A 17,773-nucleotide genomic window follows, 5' to 3' on the forward strand; every position below is an offset into this window, starting at 1 on the left:
CGATGGCAGCCGGTATGGTGCTGCTCTACCGACGGTGACGGGAGGGGCGGCGGTGAGCGAACATGTGGACCGGCACGCCAACCGCGAGCTACGGGCCCGGTTCGACGACGTGTACGGGCAATATCAGCAGCTCAGGTCCGGTTTGGACACCCTGCAGGCGAGGCTCGCCGAGCTGCGGGTGACCCGCCGGTCGGCCGACGGGCAGGTCACCGCCACCGTGGGTGCCCGGGGCGAGGTGATCGAGGTCGAGTTGACGCCGGCCGTCTACCGCGAGCGGGACGCCGGGGCGCTCGGCCGAAAAATCACCGAAACGATCCGGGCCGCCGCGACCGCCGCCGCCGACGTCACCCGCGACCTCGTCGCCGAGACCGTGCCGGCCAACTCCGGCTCGATGGACTTTTTGCGCACCGGCGACTACGCGGCCCTGCTCGGCCGGGCCGACGCCGTGCTCGGCAGGCGTGAGGGGACGGCATGACCGACGGGCAGCTCTGGCTCGATCCGTCCCGGGCGCGTCGGGCCGGTGCCGACCTGGCCCTCGCAGGCGAGGCGGTCACGGCCCGTCGAGCAGCGGAAGGCGGTGCGATCGAGGCCGCCAGCGGTGCCCGGCCCTGGGGCCGCGACGACATCGGCGCCGCGTTCGAGCGCAACTACCGCGCGATCGAGCAGACAGTGCTGCGGGCCTGGGCGGGCGTCGGGCATCAGCTCACCGAGTTGGGCGGCGACGTGGTCCGCGCGGTCGACGCGAGCGTCCAGACCGACGGGGCCAGCGCCGCCCGGTTCGGTCGGGTCACCGACCAGCGCTGACGGCCGACGATCCCGATGAGCGTGCTGCCGAGCCCGATCCCGCACCCCCTCGACCACGCACCCTGGGACGTTCCGGGCTGGATCTACGAGGCCCTCGACTGGGTGGTCGGGGTGCAGTGGCCGGAGGGCAACGAGCGGGCCGTCTGGGACGTCGCCGACCAGTGGTACGAGGTCGCCACAGTGCTCGCCGGCCCGCACACCGACGCCGCCACGGCCGCTGCCGAGGTGCACAACGGGTATGGCGGGGTCGGGGCCGTCGACGCGGCGTTCGTGGCGGCCTGGCGGGGGATCGCCGAGGGTGCCGACGCCCCGCTGCCCGTGCTGCTCGCGGTCACCGCCGACCTGGGCCGGCTGGTCGAGGAGTGCGGCTGCGACATCGAGGGCGCCAAGCTGGAAGTCTGGATCGAGCTGGGCATCCTGGTCATCGAGTTGCTCTCGGTGGCGGTCGCGGCGGTGCTGACCGCCGGTGCCGCAACCCCCGCCGCCGGCGCGGCGATGACCGCTACCCGGCTGCTGATCCAGCAGATCTTCAAGCGGCTGATGGGTCAACTGGCCAGCAAGTCCCTCAGACACGGGCTCAAGGAGGCCGGCGAACGGGCCGCCACGGAGATCACCCGGGGTGGCGTGCGAGGGCTCGCCAAGCGGGCCACCCGTGGAGGGTTGGAGGAGGCCGCCGAGGAGAGCGGCGTCACCCTGGCCACCCAGGCGTACCAGAACTCCACCGGGCGGGCGCACGGCCTGGACATGACCGACCTCGGCGCATCGGCGGTCGGCGGGCTCGCCGGCGGGGCCGTGGCTCCGCTTGCCGGCCTGGGCCGGCACGCCACCGGGCGGGCGGCCCGGGTCGGGGAGCACCTGGGGCGGGAGATGACCGGCGAGGTGCTCGCCGACAGCGCTGCCAGCCTGGCCACCGGCCAGGGCCTCACCTCGGTTGAGGACGTGGCACGCGCTGCCGCGTCCGGGGCCACCGGCTCGGCGACCGGCCAGACCGACCACGCGTTACGGGCACGACTCGACGCGCAGACCAACGCCCTCGCCGGGACGTCATTCGCCAGCCCGTCGCTTCCGTCCGTGGGGGTGTCGGGGGATTCGGCTCTCTCGGGGGCGGCGTCTTCTTCGGGCGGGGCTGCTTCTTCAGGTGGGGCGTCTTTCGTGGGTGCGGCGTCTTCTTCGGGCGCGGCCTCGTCTTCAGGCGGGGCGTCTTTCGTTGGTGCGGCGTCTTCCGGGGGCGTGCCTTCTGCGGCGGGTGCTGTGCCTTCGGGGGAGATCTCGTCGCCGGTGGTTCCGGTGCAGGCGACGGCAGTCGCCGCGACGTCGCCTGACCAGCTGACTCCGATACGCGCCGAGATGCCGACGGAGCCGGGCGTTCAGCCGTCGCGGGTGACCGATCTGCCGCCCGTCGCCGCCTCCGACCTGCCCGCGGTTGCCGCCGAGCTGCACGTGTCGTCACCATCCTCGGTGGGCGTGATGTCCGACGTGGACGCCGCCGACCGCTCGCCGCGCCCGTCCGAGCCGACGCCGTCGACGGATGGGCCTCTGTCGAAGGTGGCGGGCGCGGCACACCCCATCGCGGCCGACCCGACGTTCTCGTCGGTGGCTGCTGATCCGACGCTCTCGTCGGTGGGCACCGATTCTCGGCTTTCTTCGGTGGCCGCACCTGCGGCCGGGACCTTTGAGCCGAGCAGCGGACCGGCCACCGGTGTCACGCCCGGCAGTTCGCCGCACACCCCCACCGCTGGCCCGGTCACGTGGTCTCCGTCGACCGGCGCGCCACCACCGACGACCACCGCCGGCCCGACAACGCCGGTCACCCTCGGTGCCCCAAGCACGACGAACCGCCAGTCGGTCACACCGACGGTGGTGGGCCGATCCGCCGTGCCATCGCGCGCCCCGACACGGGAGGCGCGCCCACCCGACCATCCCGCCCGGGGCAGGGCGTCGATCCCCGTCGAGGTGGTGTTCGGCGATCCGGTCGTGCCAGCGATCGACCCCGACGACTGGTACGCGGCGCAGTGGGCCGCCGAGGCGGAAGCCGCCGAGCGGCGGCGCTACCAGGGCCACTACGAGTCGCAACGGACCGGCTTCGAGAACAACCGCCGGCAGTCGGAGGCCACCCGACTGCGCGCCCGGGCCGCGGAGCACGATCGCCGGGCGGTCGAGTACGCCACCTACGCCCGACAGTTGCACCAAGCAGGTCACCGACAGTGGGCCGACGGCTGGCAGCGGGCCGCGAACGACGAGACACGCGCGTACGCCCAATGGCGTGACCTCGCGGATGCGGTGCTGGCCGGCACCACGGCGCCGCCGGTCGTGGATCTCGGCGCCGGCACCTTCGAGCACGCGAACAGGGACGTCGGCGCGCTCGCGCTCGGCGCGGTGGAGACTGCCGGGCCGTCCCGGCTCACCGGCGACGACGTGCCCCCGCCGATCGACGATTCCCGGCCGTACGGGCGGCCCGGGGGGCTGCGCCCACCGCTCGCCCTGCACCAGGTCGACGTCGAACGGCAGATGCCCCGCGAGTGGGACGGCAGCATCACCCGCACCGCCGACCCCCGACGGGGCGGCTGGTTCCGACTGCTGAACGACGGAGGTCCCGCAGCCGACGCCACCCGCGGCATCAACTGCCTGGACTGCACACTGTCGTTGTTCGAGACCTGGGTGCACGGGCGGCCACGAGTGTCGGCGCCGCGTACCTTCGACGGCTACCTGGACGGGGACATCCGGCGCCCGATCCGCGGCGAGGCAGGCGGCCCGGGCCGGGTGGAGGACGTCACCGGCGGGCGCTTCCAGCAACTCCTCGCCCCGCCGTCCGGCCAGCGTCCGTACGCCGAGCAGGCACGGCAGGCCGCCGACCGGGGCTACCGCAACCTGCGCGACCAACTGCTGCTGGGAGGCCACGGCAGCTACGCGTTCCTGGTCACCGAGTGGCCGCACGGCGGTTCCCACGCCTGGGTGGCGCTCAACCAGAACGGCACCGTGCTCTACGTCGACCCGCAGAACGGGGTGGTCCAGGACCATCCCCTGTATCCCGACGTGGTGGGCATCGACGCGCTGGTGCTGAGCGGGGACGGGCGACCGATGCCGCTCGCCGGGCTGCCCCGGGGCCGGTTCAGTGAGCGGCCCGACCTGCCGGACCATCCGTCGACGGACGACGACGGCGGCCACGGTGACCCGTACATCAACCGGATGTACCTGCTGCTGGACGGCCCGGGCTCGGCAGATGTGGGGGACGCCGGGGCGAACGCAGGCGATCCGCGTCCGCCGACTTCCAATCTCACACAGCTAACGAGCTACGAATTGGCCACCCTGGCGGAGGCTCGCGAGCGTGCACTGGATGCCGCTGACCTGGTTGAGGAAGCCTTGACCCAGGTCGGGCAGAGCGTGACCGACGGGCTCGGCCTCAGTGACCCGATCCGGCTACGGGATCGCGAGTTTCGCGTCAAAGGGCTGGAATCGCTGGCCCGGAAGTACCTCGACGAGGTTCGTGTCGCTGAGATCGACGCAGCAGACTTTGTGTCGAGCGTGAACGACGTGCTGAGGTTCTGCTTTGAGATGCCGTCAGGTCAGCACTACGCCAGAGCCGCCGATCTGGTACTTGCTGGCCTGGCCGAAGCGGGCTTCTCCGTGCCGACTTCAACGTGCAAGAACTTCTGGCGGCAGGGCAATCGATTCTACGGATTGAACTGCACCCTCATTTCGCCCGACGGGATGCTGATCGAGCTACAACTGCACACCTCGGCCTCGCGTGAAGCATGGCTGGCCACTCATGAAGAATATGAGGTCGTGCGGCGGCCGACGAACAGTCCTGAACAGCGTGTCGGTGCCTTCATGCGGATGCTTGCCGCAAACCGCGAGCACGGCCTGCCGGAGTCCTTGCCGGGCGGGCTGGATCTCCTTTTCGACCCCAAGGACGCCACCTTCGCCAAGTGGATCAGCCAGAACCCCGACGCGTGGCGGGAGTACCGCGCCTGGTTGGCCCGGCAGGGGACGAGTCTCACGCAAGTTGTGCAGGATCTTGGGCTAGGGTCTCGTGACTTCCCGGTAGCGCCGCAGATCGCCGAAGAGTTGGAGCGGGAGATTGTTGAGCTACTACGTGATCTACCGGACCGATGAGCAGGGCGAGCCGGCGGGGCTCTTTGTCATGGATGCGGGGCTCGGTCAGGCCATTCTTTGGGATCATCGCGCTCGGGCATGGGCTTGTGACCCTGGGCTCGTTGTGCGGTTCCTCGATGACTACCGGAATGTGGACCGCTACAAGAATGTCGGCCGCGCCGCCGCCGAGGCAGTGGCAGAGGCAGTCACCGGTGGTGAGAAATTGCCGGACGAGAGATCGATTCGTGCCATGTTCAAGGCTGACAGCAGCGGCGATAGGTGACGTCCAGCTCTGGCTTCCGTAGCAGTGCGACCAACTGAGGTTGATTGAAGGGTGGGTCGGTGACGACCGTAGGGCTGGACGCTCGGTTGGTGCGGGCGCAGGAACGTTACGAACAGGCGGTGTTCGGTGGCGACCCGAAGCCGCTGGACGAGGCCGAGCGGGATCTCGCGGCGCTGGACGCTGATGTGGCTCTGACCCGTGGCCGGATCCTGCACGCCCGCTTCATCGACACCGGTTCGGAGGACCCTGCGGAGCTGCCGCTCTTCGAACGGGCAGCCGGCATCTACCGCGAGCTGGGCGACGCCCGTGGTGAGGGCGAGTCTCTCTTCTGGGTGGGCGCGGTCCACCAGGTGATCCGGCAGGACCAGGCGACCGCTGCCCCTGCCTTCGCCCGGGCTCGGGAGTTGGCTACCGCGGCGGGGGACGAGCTGACTCTGTCGTACGTGCTGCGGCACCTCTGCTTCGCCGAGCAGGCCGCCGGTCGCGTCGACGCGGCGCGGCAGTTGCTGACGGAGTCGACCCGGCTACGCCGGAAGTTGTCCTTCACTTCGGGGGTGGCGGCGAACCTGATCGGTCTGGCGGACCTGGCGGCGAACGACGGCGATCGGGAAGCCGCCCGTGAGCTGCTCGACGAGGCCGCTGGGCTGGCGGCCGGCAGTGGCGCCCATGGGGTCGGCCGGTGGGTCGAGCAGGCCCGCGACCGGTTGGGCCTTGCCTGACCGAACGTAGGTCGCCGCTGTCGCGGAAGACAGACGACGCGGGCGGGAAAGTGGCAGAGCCGAATAACATCGACGCATGGCGAGACCCGGTACGGAGAACACCAAGTCCAGTCTCTGGGCATGGCCGGTCGGCATCATGATCGGTCTGGCTGTCGGCATTCCCGTTTTCGGTTCGAAGGGCGGGGTGGCCTTCGGTGTCGCCCTCGGGGTTGTCTTCGCGGTCGCCTTCGGTACGACCAGGCGTCGGAGCGGCGGCGACCCCGTCGACGGGGCGGCGGGGCGAGATGTCAGTTCCACGGACGCGGGTCAGGGCAGCATCTCGACTGACGACGCCACCGTGGCTCCCGCCGATGGCTCACGCCGAGGGTGATCGACTCCGGTTTGGTGAAATCGGGGCATCTGGGTCCTTCGGATAGCCCGATTTTCATGAATTCGAGTGGATCACGGCCGGACGCGGCGGCGGGGCGAGCGGCGGCGCCGGGGCTAGCTGCGCTGAGCCGTGTGGTGGTGCCGGGCAGTGTGGCGGAGGCGGTGGCCGTACAGGAGGAGTTGCGGCCATTGGTCGACCTGGTCGGGCCGGGGCCCAGCGCGCCCGCGACGGTGGCCGGCCTGGACGTCGCGTACGGCCAGGGTGGTGACCTCCTGGCGGCGGCCGTGACGGTGCTGGACGCCGCGACGTTGGAGGTGGTGGATTCCGCGGTCAGCGTGGGAGAGCCCGCGTTCGACTACGTGCCGGGGTTGTTCGCCTTTCGTGAGTTGCCCGCGCTGCTCACCGCGTTGGACCGCCTGAGCGTCAGGCCCGACCTGCTGGTCTGCGACGGGCACGGTCTGGCCCATCCGCGACGGTTCGGGCTGGCCTGCCACCTTGGCGTGGTCACCGGCTTGCCGGCGATCGGGGTGGGGAAGACGCCGCTGGTCGGGACGTGGGATCCGCCGGCCGCCGAGCGGGGTGCGTGGTCGCCGCTGCGCGACGGCGGTGATGTCGTCGGCCGGGTGTTGCGCACCCAGGACGGGGTGAAGCCGGTCTTCGTCAGCGTCGGGCATCGGATGAGCCTGGAGAACGCGACAGCGCAGGTGCTCGCGCTGACCCCGCGCTACCGGCTGCCGGAGACCACCCGCACCGCCGACCGACTCAGCCGCGACGCCCTCGCCAGCGCCGAACAGACCGACTGACCGCGCCGAGCGCGCCGACCCGATCCCACCGCGCCCGCCGACCCGACCCCACCGACCGCGCCGACCCGACCCCACCGCGCACGCCGACTGATCGCGCCCGGCGGGCCGGTCCGAACGCGCTCCGGTCGGAGCCCGGCCGGCCTTCTTCGCAGGTCGGCGGGCCGGGCCGTAAACCGTAACGCCGCACACATCCGGGCCGCTCTATGACCGATGGGGTAGGTGGGCCGGTAGTAGCCTGACCCGCGGACCCCACCCGGGGAGAACGGCGAGGTGATCATGACGGTGCGTCGACGCGCGGCACAGCTCGCGGCGGTCTGCGGTCTGGTGGGCGGCCTGGTGATGCTCGGTGCGTCACCGGCGCTGGCCGACGAGGACTCGGTCCGGGTGGGTGCGGCCAGCAGCTTCGCCGCCGGCGGTTCCCCGCAGGGGGTGAACGTCGCGGTGCGCAAGCGCACCAACGGGTGCGTGCTGCTGCGTACCGCGCTGGGTCTGCGTCTTGAGGGTCTTGAGCCAAGCCAGGTGAAGGTCGAGGTCAACGCGGGCGGGCGCTGGTTGCCGGTGGGTGTCTCGGGTGGTGGCGGCACGGTGGCCACCGCGCCGACGTCGCCGACGAAGCCGACCCTGTGCAAGGGCAAGGGCATCACCGTGCGGTACCGGGTGGCGTTCGCCGCGGGTGTCCCGGGTGGTCAACTCGTCGTCAGCGGCGCGGGTGTCAGCGCCATCGGTCAGGAGCTGGGTCGGGGCAGCGACACGGCGAAGGTGACCGGCGCGCGGGTCACTCCGTCGCCGACGCCGTCGAAGAAGCCGACGCCCACCCCGAGCCCGTCCGAGGTCGCGGCCGTCGACGAGGCGGTGAACCCGGCCGCCGCGGGCATTGTGTCGAGTGCCCCGAACACCACGGCCACTGCCGCGGAGTCGTCCGGAGGAGGTTCAAAGGTGATGTTCTTCGGCATCGTGATGGTGGCGGTCGGTCTGCTGCTCATCGTGCTGCTGGTGCGTCGCTCGCGGCAGGACCGCAAGCCGTCCGACCAGTCGCCCGAGATGCTGCCGGGCAACCCCGGTGGCACCACCTACCGCGCCGGCGGTGGGTCGCCGGCCGCGCCCGGTCGCCCCGGCCAGGTGTACGGCCAGCAGCCACCGGCCGCCGGCTGGGGTGCCGTGCCGTCCCCGCGCCCCGCCACCGGTGGGGTCTACGGTGCGCGCCCCGGCGGTGCGGGTGCGGTCCCGGAGGCGACGCAGCCGATGCCGGGGACACCCGGAACTCGACCGCTGCCCGGGGACCCGCCGACGGATGAGGGCGGCCACACCGCTTTCATCCCCCGGCTGCCGGGCTGAGCGGGGCGAGACACGAACCCTCCGTTAGGCTCAGGATCGGTGTCCAACTTGCGGCCAAGGAGCGGAACACGTGTCTGATCTGTCCCAGATTGTGAAGGCGTATGACGTCCGAGGGACGGTGCCGGACCAGTGGGACGAGCGGGCCGCCGAGGCACTGGGCGCCGCATTCACCCAGCTGCTCAAGTCCACCGACGAGCCGGGCGACGCGGTTGTCGTCGGGTACGACATGCGGGCCACCTCGCCCGGGCTGGCCGCCGCGTTCGCCGCCGGCGTACGGGCCGAGGGGCGCTCGGTGATCGAGATCGGGCTCGCCTCCACCGACCTGCTCTACTTCGCCTCCGGCTCGCTCGACCTGCCCGGTGCGATGTTCACCGCCAGTCACAACCCCGCGCAGTACAACGGCATCAAGATGTGCCGCTCCGGTGCCCGGCCGATCGGCCAGGAGAGCGGCCTGACGGAGATCCGGGATCGGGCCCAGGCCCTCCTTGACTCGGGCGAGGCCCGTCCGGCCGGTGAGCCGACCCAGCCGGTCGAGCGACGTGACATGCTCCCCGACTACGCCGCCTACCTGCGCAAGCTGGTCGACCTCTCGGGCATCCGGCCGCTGAAGGTCGTCGTCGACGCCGGTAACGGGATGGGCGGTTTCACCGTCCCCACCGTGCTGGGCGACGCCGCCCTGTCGCCGCTGCCGCTGGAGATCGTGCCGCTCTACTTCGAGCTGGACGGCAGCTTCCCCAACCACGAGGCCAACCCCCTGGACCCGGCCAACCTGGTCGACCTCCAGCGTGCGGTGGTCGAGCACGGTGCCGACATCGGGCTGGCCTTCGACGGTGACGCCGACCGGTGCTTCGTGGTGGACGAGCGCGGCGAGCCGGTCTCGCCGTCGGCGATCACCGCCCTCGTCGCCGTACGTGAGCTGGCCAAGCACCCGGGCTCCACCGTGATCCACGGTCTGATCACCTCCAGCGCGGTCGCGGAGATCATCCGTGAGCACGGGGGGCAGCCGCTCGTCGCCCGGGTCGGGCACTCCTTCATCAAGGCGGAGATGGCCCGCACCAATGCCGTCTTCGGCGGCGAACACTCCGCGCACTACTACTTCCGTGACTTCTGGTTCGCCGACACCGGAATGCTCGCGGCGATGCACACGCTGGCCGCGTTGGGTGAGCAGTCGCTGCCACTGTCCGTGATGGCCGGCGAGTTCGAGCGTTACGTCGCCTCGGGCGAGATCAACTCGACGGTGGCCGACCAGGCGGCGGCGGTGGCCGAGGTGCGGGCCGCGTACCCGGACGCGGTGGCCGACGAGATGGACGGTCTCACCCTGCGATTCCCCGACGGCGCGTGGTTCAACCTGCGCGCCTCCAACACCGAGCCGCTGCTGCGGCTCAACGTCGAGGCGCCCACCCGGGATCGGATGGTCTCGCTCCGGGACGACGTGCTGGACCGCGTTCGCCGATAAGATCGCCTGCGCCGGTCGGCACCGCCGCCGGTGAAGCCGCACACGTGGAAGGAGCCGTGCCATGGCCCTGGATCCGCAGTTGCTCGAGATTCTCGCCTGTCCGGACACGCACCACGCCCCGCTCACCTACGACGCCGAGGCGCAGACGTTGACCTGCACGGAGTGCGGTCGCATCTTCGAGGTCCGCGACGACGTGCCGGTGCTGTTGCTGGACGAGGCGCGCGGCGGCCCCGGGCAGCCGTCGTGATCGACGGTACGGCCGGGGTCAGCGGACGTCGCGATGCCGATGAAGCCCTACTCGACAACCCGGAGGCGCTGGCCGAGCACGACCCGGGCGGCATGCTCCGGCACACGGCGTCGGCCGGTGCGCAGGTCCGCGAGAGCGCTGCACTGGCTGCCGAGGCGAACCTGGCGGTGCTCGCCGACGACGGGCGGCCCCGAGCCGTGGTCATCGCCGGCATCGGCACGGCGGGGCGTACCGGAGACGTGCTGGCCACGGTCGCCGGGCCGCGCTGCCCGGTCCCGATCATCGGGCACCGCAGCGCCGGCGTACCCGGTTGGGTGGGCGCGGCCGACGTGGTGATCGCGGTGAGCGCGTCCGGTCGTAGCCCGGAGGCGCTCGGCGCGGCCGAGGCGGCGCACCGGCGCGGTGCCCGGCTGGTCGCCGTGGGTGCCCCCGACTCGCAGTTGCAGTCGATCGCCGAGCAGGCCCGGGCGCCGTTCATTCCGGTGCCCCGGCGTGCTCCGGCCCGGGCCAGCCTCTGGGCGCTCACCGTGCCGGTGCTGCTCGCGGCCCGTTCCCTCGGGCTCGTGAAGGTCAACGAGGCGGACCTGGCGGAGACCGCGGCCCGGCTCGACGCGGATGCCGACCGCTGCCGGTCCGCCGCCGAGTCCTTCGTCAACCCGGCGAAGTCGCTGGCCCTGGCCCTGGCCGGCTCGATCCCGATCGTCTGGGGCTCGTCCCCACTGGCCACCGTGGCCGCTCGCCGGTTCGGCGACACCCTGTCGGCCAACGCCCGCTACCCGGTGGTCACCGGGGCGCTCGGTGAGGCCGGTCGGGGTCGGGTCGGGCTGCTCGACGGCGTCTTCGGCGGTCTGGCCGAGGGGGAGCGGGACATCTTCGCCGACCCGGCCGAGGACGACGGCGAGGGCACCCGACTGCGGTTGGTGCTGTTGCGCGACGGCGGGCTCAACGCCGAGGACGACACCGACGAGCCCTTCGCCGTCGAGGAGCGCCGCGCGGACGCGGTGCAGACCCTCGCCGAGCGCCGTGGCGTGCGGTGCGACGTGGTGACCGCCGAGGGTGGCTCCGCGCTGGAGCGGCTGGCCTCGCTGATCGCGGTCCCGGATTTTGCCTCGATCTACCTTGCCCTGGCCCATGGGCTGGACCCGATGGCCGTGCCGGCCATCACCGAAATGAAGGAGCTGTCGAACCAGTGAACGAACGCAATGGGCGGCGCATCATGCGCGGACCGGTTGGCTTCGTACGGCGAAGCGGAGCGGTGGCATGAGCGCCAACGGTGGGACGAAGGCGATTGTCGCCGCCCTGCTGGCAAACGTCGGCATCGCCATCACCAAGTTCGTCGCGTTCCTGCTGACCAGCTCGTCGTCGATGTTGGCCGAGTCGGTCCACTCGGTCGCCGACTCCGGCAACCAGGCACTTCTGCTGCTCGGCGGCAAGCGGGCCAAGCGGGCGGCCACCCCGGAGCACCCGTTCGGGTACGGCCGGGAGCGCTACATCTACGCGTTCATCGTGTCCATCGTGCTGTTCAGCATCGGTGGCCTGTTCGCCCTGTACGAGGCGTACCACAAGTGGTCGGATCCGCACGGGATCACCGAGTGGCAATGGGTGCCGATCGTCGTGCTGGTGGCGGCGATCATCATGGAGTCGTTCTCCTTCCGGACCGCCATCAAGGAGTCCAACCACGTCCGGGGCAACCAGTCCTGGGTGCGCTTCATCCGCCGGGCCAAGGCGCCCGAGCTGCCGGTGGTGCTGCTGGAGGACTTCGGTGCCCTGGTCGGTCTGGTGTTCGCGCTCTTCGGCGTGACCATGACGCTGATCACCGGCAACGGTAAGTGGGACGCCGCCGGCACCGCGATGATCGGCGTGCTGCTGGTGCTCATCGCCATCGTGCTGGCAATCGAGACGAAGAGTCTGCTGCTCGGTGAGGGTGCCGAGGCATCCGACGTCGCCGCCATCGAGCGAGCCGTCACCGAAGGCCCCGAGGTGGAGCGGATCATCCACATGAAGACGCTCTACCTGGGCCCGGAAGAGCTGATGGTGGCCGCGAAGATCGGCGTGCCGGCGTGCGAGAGTGCCCAGGACCTGGCCCGTGGCATCAACGCCGTGGAGGCGCGGATCCGCGCCGCGGTGCCGACCGCCCGGGTGATCTACCTGGAGCCGGACATCTACAGCGTCGCCGCCGCCGAAGCCGGCACCGGCACCGCCGCTGACACCGCCGTGCCGCAGCCAGAGGCCGAGCGGTCCGGGGGCTGACTGGTGGAGCCACTGTACGGACCGATCCGCGACTACGCGTGGGGGTCTCGTTCGGCCATCGCTCTCCTCCAGGGGAGGTCGGTGCCGAGCGAGGGTCCGGAGGCGGAGCTGTGGTTGGGCGCCCACCCGGGCGCCCCGGCCAGCGTGGTCCGTTCCGGCCTCCGGGTGAGCCTCTGTGACCTGGTGCGGGACGAGCCGGGGCAGTGGCTCGGCCAGCGGGTGTCCGAGCGGTTCGGCAGTCGCCTGCCGTTCCTGCTCAAGGTCCTCGCGGCTGACGCTCCGCTGAGCCTCCAGGCTCATCCGGACGCCGAGCAGGCCCGGGCTGGCTTCGCGGCGCAGGCCGGACGCCCCGAGGGGGAGCGCAACTACTCCGACCCGCACCACAAACCGGAGTTGCTGGTCGCGCTCACGCCGTTCGAGGCGCTGTGCGGTTTCCGGGACCCAGCGGAGTCGGCGGAGGCGCTCGCCGCGTTCGGCGTACCGGAGTTGGCGCCGGTGGTCGGGGCGTTGCGGGCCGGGCCGGCGGGGCTGCGGACGGCGGTACGAACGCTGCTCGGCTGGCCGGTCGAGCAGCGCGACGAGTTGTTGGGCGCCGTGCTGGCGTCGTCGGCCGACGGCCCGGACGCGGACCTGGTCCGCCGGCTGGCCAAGGCATACCCGGCCGATCCGGGCGCACTGGTGGCACTGCTGCTGCACCACCTACGTCTGGTCGCGGGCGAGGGGATCTGGATGCCGGCCGGCAACCTGCACGCCTACCTGAGCGGCTGCGGGGTGGAGATCATGGCGGCCAGCGACAACGTGCTGCGCGGTGGTCTGACCCCGAAGCGGGTGGACGTCGACGAGTTGCTGCGGGTGCTGCGTTTCGAGGTGCTCGACGATCCGGTGCGGGCCGCCCAGCCGGTGGGCCCGGGTGTGGACTGCTGGCCCGTGCCGGTGGACGACTTCGCGCTGCACCGGGTACGCGTCGGTGCGGAGGTGCCCTCGGTCACGCTGACGCTGCCCGGTCCCCGGGTGGTCCTCTGCGGTGGCGGTTCGATCACCGTGGACGATGGCGCCGGAGCGGTGACGCTCGTGTCCGGCGAGGCGGCGATCGGCACGGCGGCCGGCGAGCCGTTGCGGGTCAGCGGTGCCGGTGAGGCGTACGTGGCGACCTCTGGGTTGCGCTGACAGGCTCGTCCGGCAACGACACAAGTCCGACTTTCCCGGAATAGCTTGACGCCGTCCTGGCTGAGTGTGACTCTATGAGTACGCAGCGTTATCGCGACGACGGTCCGAGAACGTGCGGGGGAACCAAACCGGGGGGATGCACGGGGCGGGCGGGACGTGGGCGGTTATCCGTCCATCACCGACCGCCCCGTGCGCTGTCCGCAGCCCGTCCCCGGATGCCCGTCGCTGGCGCGCGTAAGGTGGAAGGTCGGCGCAGACATCGTTCGACAGGAGCTTTCATGACCAGCACCCTCCCGGCGTCCGCCAGCGGTACGCCGTCCGAGGCCCGGCCGAGCACGCTCGCCGAAGGCGACTTCAAGGTGGCGGATCTGTCGCTCGCCGAGTTCGGGCGTAAGGAGATCCAGCTCGCCGAGCACGAGATGCCCGGCCTGATGGCGATTCGCCGGGAGTTCGCCGAGGCGCAGCCCCTCGCCGGCGCGCGGATCACCGGCTCGCTGCACATGACCATCCAGACCGCCGTCCTGATCGAGACGCTGGTCGCGCTCGGCGCGCAGGTGCGCTGGGCGTCCTGCAACATCTTCTCCACCCAGGACCACGCCGCCGCGGCGATCGTCGTCGGCCCGGAGGGCACCCCTGAGGCTCCGGCCGGCGTGCCGGTGTACGCGTGGAAGGGCGAGACCCTCCCGGAATACTGGTGGTGCACCGAGCAGGTGCTCGCCTGGCCGGACGGTCAGGGCCCGAACATGATCCTCGACGACGGCGGCGACGCCACCCTGCTCGTGCACAAGGGTGCGGAGTTCGAGAAGGCCGGGGCGGTTCCGCCGGTCGAGTCCGCCGACTCCGAGGAGTACGGCGTCATCCTCGAGGTGCTGCACCGCTCGCTCGGCGAGGACAACCAGCGCTGGACCCGGATCTCCGCCGGCATCAAGGGCGTGACCGAGGAGACCACCACCGGCGTGCACCGGCTCTACGAGATGCACCGCGCGGGCACCCTGCTCTTCCCGGCCATCAACGTCAACGACTCGGTGACCAAGAGCAAGTTCGACAACAAGTACGGCTGCCGGCACTCGCTGATCGACGGCCTCAACCGGGCCACCGACGTGCTGATCGGCGGCAAGATGGCCGTGGTGATGGGCTACGGCGACGTGGGCAAGGGGTGTGCCGAGTCGCTGCGCGGCCAGGGCGCCCGGGTCGTGGTGACCGAGGTCGACCCGATCTGCGCGTTGCAGGCCGCGATGGACGGCTACCAGGTCGCCACCCTGGACGACGTGGTCGAGCAGGCGGACATCTTCATCACCGCGACCGGCTGCTTCGACGTCATCACCAACGAGCACATGGCCCGGATGAAGCACCAGGCCATCGTCGGCAACATCGGCCACTTCGACAACGAGATCGACATGGCCGGCCTGGCCAAGCGTTCCGACGTCGAGCGGGTCAACATCAAGCCGCAGGTCGACCTGTGGCGCTTCGCCGACGGGCACGCGATCATCGTGCTCTCCGAGGGCCGCCTGCTGAACCTGGGCAACGCCACCGGTCACCCGAGCTTCGTGATGTCGAACTCGTTCGCGAACCAGACGATCGCCCAGATCGAGCTGTTCACCAAGACCGAGGAATACCCGATCGGCGTCTACGTGCTGCCCAAGCACCTGGACGAGAAGGTGGCCCGGCTGCACCTGGGCGCGCTCGGCGCCAAGCTGAGCACGCTGACCAAGGAGCAGGCCACGTACCTGGGTGTCTCCACGGAGGGTCCGTTCAAGCCGGATCACTACCGCTACTGATCGACGATTCGGGACCGGGTCGGCTGTTCGCAGCCGGCCCGGTTTCGTCGTTTCCGGCATCAGGGCCGGCGGGTTCAGCCTGACCGAGGGCCGCGGCGGGTGGGGCGGAACCACGTCCAGACGCACCAGGCCAGCCAGCCGACCGACACCACGGTGGCCAGGGCCCGCAGGCGCAACGCGCTGAGCAGCAGCACAACGGCCAGCACCGTCAGCCACGGCAGGAATGCCTTCACGGCGGGGATCCTCCCACAGTCGACCGGGGTGGCCCGCCCTCCCGAGGCCGAAGAGGCTGGTCAACAGGGCGAGTGAGCTTGTCGCGATCGACTTGACGCCAGCCCCGAGCGGGAGGAAGGTATGCCTGCCCTAAGTCAGTTGAGCCGTGCCTAACCAACTCGGAGCCCGGATGTTCGCCACCTACCTGATCGGCCTTCGGGAAGGCCTGGAGGCCACCCTGGTGGTCAGCATCCTGGTCGCCTTCCTGGTGAAGTCGCAGCGTCGGGACCGGTTGCCCCAGGTCTGGGCGGGCGTCGGTCTGGCCGTCGTGCTCTCGGTGCTCTTCGGCTGGCTGATCGAGTACACGTCGACCTCGCTGCTGGCCCGTTCCGAGGACCGGGAGCTGTTCGAGGCGATCACCTCCGTCGCCGCCGTCGTCTTCGTCACCTGGATGATCTTCTGGATGCGCCGGGCCGCCCGGACCATCGCCGGCGAGCTGCGGGGCAAGCTCACCGAGGCGCTGGCCGTCGGGTCCCTCGCGGTCGCCGGCATGGCCTTCCTCGCGGTGATCCGCGAGGGCCTGGAGACGGCACTGATCTTCTACTCGGCCGCCCAGGGCGCGGCCGGCGACAGCCGACCGCTGCTCGCGTTGATCGGCGGCATCGTCACCGCCGTGGTGCTCGGCGTGCTGCTCTACGCCAGCGCCCTGCGGATCAACCTCAGCAAGTTCTTCACCTGGACCGGCGCGCTGCTGATCCTGGTCGCCGCCGGCATCCTCAAGTACGGCGTGCACGACTTCCAGGAGGCCGGCGTCCTGCCCGGCCTGAACGACCTGGCCTTCGACATCACCAGCACGCTCGACCCGAGCACCTGGTACGCCGCCCTGCTCGCCGGCATGTTCAACGTGACTCCCGCGCCCACCGTGCTGGAGACCATCGCCTGGGTCGGGTACGCCGTACCGGTTCTCCTGCTCTTCCTGCGGCCTGCCCGGCGTACGCCGGCACCCGCCGCGACCACCACCGTCACCGAGCGCGGGGCCGACACCGGCACCGAGGCCGAGGCCGAGGCCGAGGCGGCGTCCACGCCGCAGCGTGCCTGACTCCACGAGGAGAGACAGCTCAGATGCGTACCACCCAGTTCTTCGCGCTGGCCGCCGCCGGCGTGCTGGCGACGGCCGGTCTGGCCGCCTGCTCCGACTCCGACAAGGGTGACTCGGCCGCGACCGGCGGACCGATCGTGGTCAAGGCCAGCGACACCGCCTGCGAGGTCGGCACGACCGATCTGGGCGCCGGCACCGCCACCTTCAAGATCACCAACTCCGGCGCGAAGGTGACCGAGTTCTACGTGTACGCCGAGGGCGACCGCGTGCTCGGCGAGGTGGAGAACATCGCCCCCGGGCTCAGCCGTGAGCTGCACGTGGAGCTGCCGGCCGGCACGTACCAGACGGCCTGCAAGCCCGGGATGAGCGGCAAGGGCATCCGGGGCGCGCTCAAGGTCAGCGGGTCGGCGCAGCCGCTCACCGCCGACGCCGCGCTGGGCGACGCCACCGAGAACTACCAGCGCTACGTCAAGAGCCAGACCGCCGCGCTCCTCGACAAGACCGAGGAGTTCGTCGGCGCGGTCAAGGCCGGCGACGTCGCGAAGGCCAAGGCGCTCTACCCGGTCGCCCGCACCTACTGGGAGCGGATCGAGCCGGTGGCCGAGATCTTCGGTGACCTCGACCCCAAGATCGACGGCCGCGAGGAGGTCATCGAGGAGGGGATGGAGTTCACCGGCTTCCACCGGATCGAGAAGGACCTCTGGCAGTCCGGCGACATCAGCAAGGACGGCCCGATCGCCGACCGGCTGCTGGTCGACGTCAAGGAGATCGTGGCCAAGGCCAACGCCGAGAAGCTCTCCCCGCTCCAGCTAGCCAACGGCGCGAAGGAACTGCTCGACGAGGTGGCCAGCGGAAAGATCACCGGCGAGGAGGACCGCTACTCGCACACCGACCTGTGGGACTTCGCCGCCAACCTGGAGGGTTCGAAGGCCGCCGTGTCCGCCCTCCGCCCGGCGCTCCAGCAGCGCGCACCGGAGCTGGTCACGCAGCTGGACACCGAGTTCGCCAACGTGGAGGCGCTGCTCGGCAAGCACCGCGACGGCGACGGGTGGAAGCTGCACACCGCGTTGAGCAAGGCCGAGCTCAAGGAGCTCTCCGACGGGATCAACGCGCTCGCCGAGCCGATCAGCAAGGTCGCCGCGGCCGTCGCGAAGTGA

General features: G+C 71.1%; 17 protein-coding genes. 16 read left to right on the forward strand and 1 reads right to left on the reverse strand.

Annotated elements, in window-relative coordinates; all coding sequences use genetic code 11:
- Positions 1 to 52: 52 nt before the first annotated feature.
- The 14 genes from AC3CF1_RS24290 to ahcY all read left to right on the forward strand — a co-directional run bounded on the left by AC3CF1_RS24290 (position 53) and on the right by ahcY (position 15,304).
- The gene (locus AC3CF1_RS24290; protein WP_488451315.1) at positions 53 to 475 is read left to right on the forward strand and encodes a YbaB/EbfC family nucleoid-associated protein; all 423 of its coding nucleotides are present in this window, start codon (positions 53 to 55) and stop codon (positions 473 to 475) included.
- The gene (locus AC3CF1_RS24295) at positions 472 to 804 is read left to right on the forward strand and encodes a hypothetical protein (protein ID WP_354981390.1); all 333 of its coding nucleotides are present in this window, start codon (positions 472 to 474) and stop codon (positions 802 to 804) included. The genes AC3CF1_RS24290 and AC3CF1_RS24295 overlap by 4 nt, the downstream gene beginning before the upstream one ends.
- Before the next feature lie 15 nt (positions 805 to 819).
- Complete coding sequence (locus AC3CF1_RS24300) at positions 820 to 4,917, forward strand: toxin glutamine deamidase domain-containing protein (RefSeq protein WP_488451316.1); 4,098 nt, start codon at positions 820 to 822, stop codon at positions 4,915 to 4,917.
- Positions 4,886 to 5,179 (forward strand): hypothetical protein, encoded by a 294-nt coding sequence (locus AC3CF1_RS24305; protein WP_355161966.1) that lies wholly within the window; start codon positions 4,886 to 4,888, stop codon positions 5,177 to 5,179. The genes AC3CF1_RS24300 and AC3CF1_RS24305 overlap by 32 nt, the downstream gene beginning before the upstream one ends.
- A gap of 59 nt (positions 5,180 to 5,238) precedes the next feature.
- The gene (locus AC3CF1_RS24310) at positions 5,239 to 5,898 is read left to right on the forward strand and encodes a tetratricopeptide repeat protein (RefSeq protein ID WP_354981387.1); all 660 of its coding nucleotides are present in this window, start codon (positions 5,239 to 5,241) and stop codon (positions 5,896 to 5,898) included.
- A gap of 76 nt (positions 5,899 to 5,974) precedes the next feature.
- Entirely contained in the window at positions 5,975 to 6,268 is a 294-nt protein-coding gene (locus AC3CF1_RS24315) for a hypothetical protein (RefSeq protein WP_355161970.1), read from the forward strand.
- A 137-nt stretch (positions 6,269 to 6,405) separates the two neighbouring features.
- Positions 6,406 to 7,071, forward strand: a complete 666-nt coding sequence (gene nfi, locus AC3CF1_RS24320) for a deoxyribonuclease V (RefSeq protein ID WP_354981430.1) — start codon at positions 6,406 to 6,408, stop codon at positions 7,069 to 7,071.
- Positions 7,072 to 7,347: 276 nt separating this feature from the next.
- The gene (locus tag AC3CF1_RS24325) at positions 7,348 to 8,406 is read left to right on the forward strand and encodes a hypothetical protein (protein ID WP_488451317.1); all 1,059 of its coding nucleotides are present in this window, start codon (positions 7,348 to 7,350) and stop codon (positions 8,404 to 8,406) included.
- A 70-nt stretch (positions 8,407 to 8,476) separates the two neighbouring features.
- Positions 8,477 to 9,862: a phosphomannomutase/phosphoglucomutase gene (locus tag AC3CF1_RS24330; RefSeq protein ID WP_354981384.1), complete on the forward strand. Its 1,386-nt coding sequence runs from the start codon at positions 8,477 to 8,479 to the stop codon at positions 9,860 to 9,862.
- A gap of 61 nt (positions 9,863 to 9,923) precedes the next feature.
- Positions 9,924 to 10,109: a Trm112 family protein gene (locus tag AC3CF1_RS24335; protein ID WP_030490836.1), complete on the forward strand. Its 186-nt coding sequence runs from the start codon at positions 9,924 to 9,926 to the stop codon at positions 10,107 to 10,109.
- Entirely contained in the window at positions 10,106 to 11,302 is a 1,197-nt protein-coding gene (locus AC3CF1_RS24340; protein ID WP_088946313.1) for an SIS domain-containing protein, read from the forward strand. Before AC3CF1_RS24335 ends, AC3CF1_RS24340 begins: the two co-directional genes overlap by 4 nt.
- A gap of 67 nt (positions 11,303 to 11,369) precedes the next feature.
- Positions 11,370 to 12,359 (forward strand): cation diffusion facilitator family transporter, encoded by a 990-nt coding sequence (locus tag AC3CF1_RS24345; RefSeq protein WP_355162066.1) that lies wholly within the window; start codon positions 11,370 to 11,372, stop codon positions 12,357 to 12,359.
- Positions 12,360 to 12,362: 3 nt separating this feature from the next.
- A complete protein-coding gene (manA, locus tag AC3CF1_RS24350) occupies positions 12,363 to 13,526 on the forward strand; it encodes a mannose-6-phosphate isomerase, class I (RefSeq protein ID WP_488451318.1) in 1,164 nt (387 codons plus the stop codon).
- A gap of 278 nt (positions 13,527 to 13,804) precedes the next feature.
- Complete coding sequence (gene ahcY / locus AC3CF1_RS24355) at positions 13,805 to 15,304, forward strand: adenosylhomocysteinase (protein ID WP_488451319.1); 1,500 nt, start codon at positions 13,805 to 13,807, stop codon at positions 15,302 to 15,304.
- 74 nt (positions 15,305 to 15,378) lie between these two features.
- Here ahcY and AC3CF1_RS24360 read toward each other — a convergent pair whose 3' ends face one another.
- Positions 15,379 to 15,537, reverse strand: coding sequence for a hypothetical protein (locus AC3CF1_RS24360; RefSeq protein ID WP_172861943.1), 159 nt, complete (start codon positions 15,535 to 15,537; stop codon positions 15,379 to 15,381).
- A 170-nt stretch (positions 15,538 to 15,707) separates the two neighbouring features.
- Here AC3CF1_RS24360 and efeU point away from each other — a divergent pair, with 170 nt between their 5' ends.
- Both efeU and efeO read left to right on the forward strand, forming a co-directional pair.
- A complete protein-coding gene (gene efeU / locus AC3CF1_RS24365) occupies positions 15,708 to 16,616 on the forward strand; it encodes an iron uptake transporter permease EfeU (protein WP_358195555.1) in 909 nt (302 codons plus the stop codon).
- A 23-nt stretch (positions 16,617 to 16,639) separates the two neighbouring features.
- Positions 16,640 to 17,773, forward strand: a complete 1,134-nt coding sequence (gene efeO / locus AC3CF1_RS24370) for an iron uptake system protein EfeO (protein WP_488451320.1) — start codon at positions 16,640 to 16,642, stop codon at positions 17,771 to 17,773.

It is taken from the genome of Micromonospora sp. MGP-C2, from assembly GCF_057766525.1.

Coding starts and splice junctions, on each gene's coding strand:
- AC3CF1_RS24335 (WP_030490836.1), top strand. CDS start 9,924: ATGGCCCTGGATCCGCAGTTGCTCGAGATTCTCGCCTGTCCGGACACG.
- AC3CF1_RS24315 (WP_355161970.1), top strand. CDS start 5,975: ATGGCGAGACCCGGTACGGAGAACACCAAGTCCAGTCTCTGGGCATGG.
- efeO (WP_488451320.1), top strand. CDS start 16,640: ATGCGTACCACCCAGTTCTTCGCGCTGGCCGCCGCCGGCGTGCTGGCG.
- AC3CF1_RS24325 (WP_488451317.1), top strand. CDS start 7,348: ATGACGGTGCGTCGACGCGCGGCACAGCTCGCGGCGGTCTGCGGTCTG.
- AC3CF1_RS24295 (WP_354981390.1), top strand. CDS start 472: ATGACCGACGGGCAGCTCTGGCTCGATCCGTCCCGGGCGCGTCGGGCC.
- efeU (WP_358195555.1), top strand. CDS start 15,708: ATGTTCGCCACCTACCTGATCGGCCTTCGGGAAGGCCTGGAGGCCACC.
- AC3CF1_RS24345 (WP_355162066.1), top strand. CDS start 11,370: ATGAGCGCCAACGGTGGGACGAAGGCGATTGTCGCCGCCCTGCTGGCA.
- ahcY (WP_488451319.1), top strand. CDS start 13,805: ATGACCAGCACCCTCCCGGCGTCCGCCAGCGGTACGCCGTCCGAGGCC.
- AC3CF1_RS24300 (WP_488451316.1), top strand. CDS start 820: ATGAGCGTGCTGCCGAGCCCGATCCCGCACCCCCTCGACCACGCACCC.